Below are 2130 nucleotides of genomic sequence, written 5' to 3'. Positions count from 1 at the left end.
CGGCCGAACGTCGGGCCGCCGCGGTCGTCGTTCGTAAATAACTTCGTATAGCATACATTATACGAAGTTATACGAATCCCCTCGTCGGTCTCCTTCGCGTTGTCCGACACCTGCGAGAACGCGTCCGCGGCGTCCTCGACCGCTTCGGCACCCGCCGCGATGTTCTCTTCGGCGCTTCGGACGGCCGTCACCGTTCCCTCGGTCCGCGACTGCGTGTCGCCGATCAGCTCCTCGATCTCCGTAGCGGCGTCTTGGGTCTCCTCGGCGAGCTGTTTCACCTCGTCGGCGACGACGGCGAACCCGTCGCTGCCGCCGCCGCTCCCGCCGGCGCGCGCGGCCTCGATGTTCGCGTTCAGGGCGAGCAGGTTCGTCTGCTCTGCGATGTCGCCGATGAGGTCGACGATCTCGCCGATGTCCTCCATCCGGTCGTCGAGCTGCTGGACCGTTCCCGCGGCGGAGTCGAGCGCCTCGCGGGACTCCTCGACGCGCTCGATCGCGGTCTCCGCGGTCTCCTCGCCCTCGTCGGCGATGTCCGCGGTCTGCTCCGCGACCTCGACGACCGTCTGCGTCGAGGAGGCGACCTCCTCGATCGTCGCCGAGAGGTCGTTCATCTCGTCGGACACCTGTCTGAGCATCTCGCGCTGCTCGTCCGCGCCCTCGGCGATCTCGGTGACGGACTGACTCACGGTCTCGCTCCGGTCGCTCGCGGTCTCGACGCCGCGGACCGTGTTCTCGCTCGCGGTCGACACGTCCCGCGCGAACGACCGCACCTCGCCCATCGCCTCGTCGATGTCGTCCATCATCCCGTTGAACGCCGCGCCGATCTGCGCCATCGCCTCGCTCTCGCTGTCCGCGTCGAGCCGGACCGTCAGGTCGCCGTCGGCCGCGCGGTCCATCGCCGCGCTGTAGTCGTCGGCCTTCGTCTCCAAGTGACTGTTCAGGCGCTCGACCTCCTCGCGGCGCTCCTCGACCTCCGCCTTCGCCGCCTCGACGTCCTGTATCTCGGACTGCTTCCGTTCGGCCAGTTCGAGCTGTTCGCGGGCCGCCTCTCGGGACTTCTCGATCGAGTACCAGTTGACCATCAGCGCGCCGGAGAGCCCGAGGACGAAGAACGCGTGAATCCCGCCCCAGACGATCGGATTCTCGATCGCCGCGGCGTGGTTGTAGACGAGACTCGAGTCGATGAGGCTGAACGCGCCGTGGCCGACCGCCACGTACCCGACGCCGACGGCGAACGGGAGCCAGTCTTCGTACAGCGCGAGTATTCCGATGAACACGAAGAAGCTGAAGTGCGCCTCGATGTACCCGCCCGACAGCTTCACCAGCGCCATCGAGACGGTCATGAGGCTGAACGCCGTGAGCACCGTCCGCTGGCGGCGGCCGAGCCGCGACCAGTTCGCCAGCGCGGCGGTCGCGAGGACGACGGCGACGAACCCCCCGAGCATCCACAGCGGCGTCGCCGGAATCTGCGCCCCGGTGATCGATTCGGTCCCGCTGTACAGCCCCATCGCGATCAACACCGGCACCTGTATGACGGTCAAAATCAGGATGTTCCGGTGCCGCGGCTTCCACATTTCTTTCGGCATCGAGGTGCCGTCGGGGGTGTAGCGGATCACTTCTCGCACGCTCTCCGTCAGCCCGCCAGACCCCTCCGAGGGTACGCTGCTCGCAGTTTCTCCCATACGCGCCGGTTGTTGTTCGAGTTAAAAGCACATTCCCTCCAAGTATTAGCCCTGATACTGCCGTTCAGGTGTCGTAGCGTAGTTGACGGGGGGTAACAGGTTTAGCCGGCGAGTTACGGTCGGCGAAAGAAATTGCCGCTTCTCCCGCGGTAGTCGAAGCCGTTCCGTCAGCGGCGTGAGCCGCGTCCTCCTCGGGGCGCGACAGATGCGGCCCCGACTCGTTCCCCGACTACCGGTCGGCGCGCTCGCCGCCCGCGGTCTCCAAGCCGACGACTTTTATGTCGGGCCGGCCCGGTCTACGGCCGTGACGCTCGATCCGATCCACGTCGAGAACATCGCGCAGCTCGCGTACGGCATCGGCGGCGACGTGGACGCGACGGACCACGACGACCTCGCCGAGCGCGTCTGGCGTGAGTGGCTCCCCGAGCTGCGCCGCGAGGGTCGGGTC

The 2130-nt window shown here is 66.9% G+C and carries 1 pseudogene; it reads left to right on the top strand.

Annotated features, from left to right (window positions below):
* Nucleotides 1-1986: 1986 nt before the first annotated feature.
* Nucleotides 1987-2130: pseudogene (locus BN903_RS16905) on the top strand (nuclease); the annotation flags it as partial.

The organism is Halorubrum sp. AJ67 (genome assembly GCF_000513435.1).
This window is presented reverse-complemented; position numbering and strand designations above follow the sequence as displayed.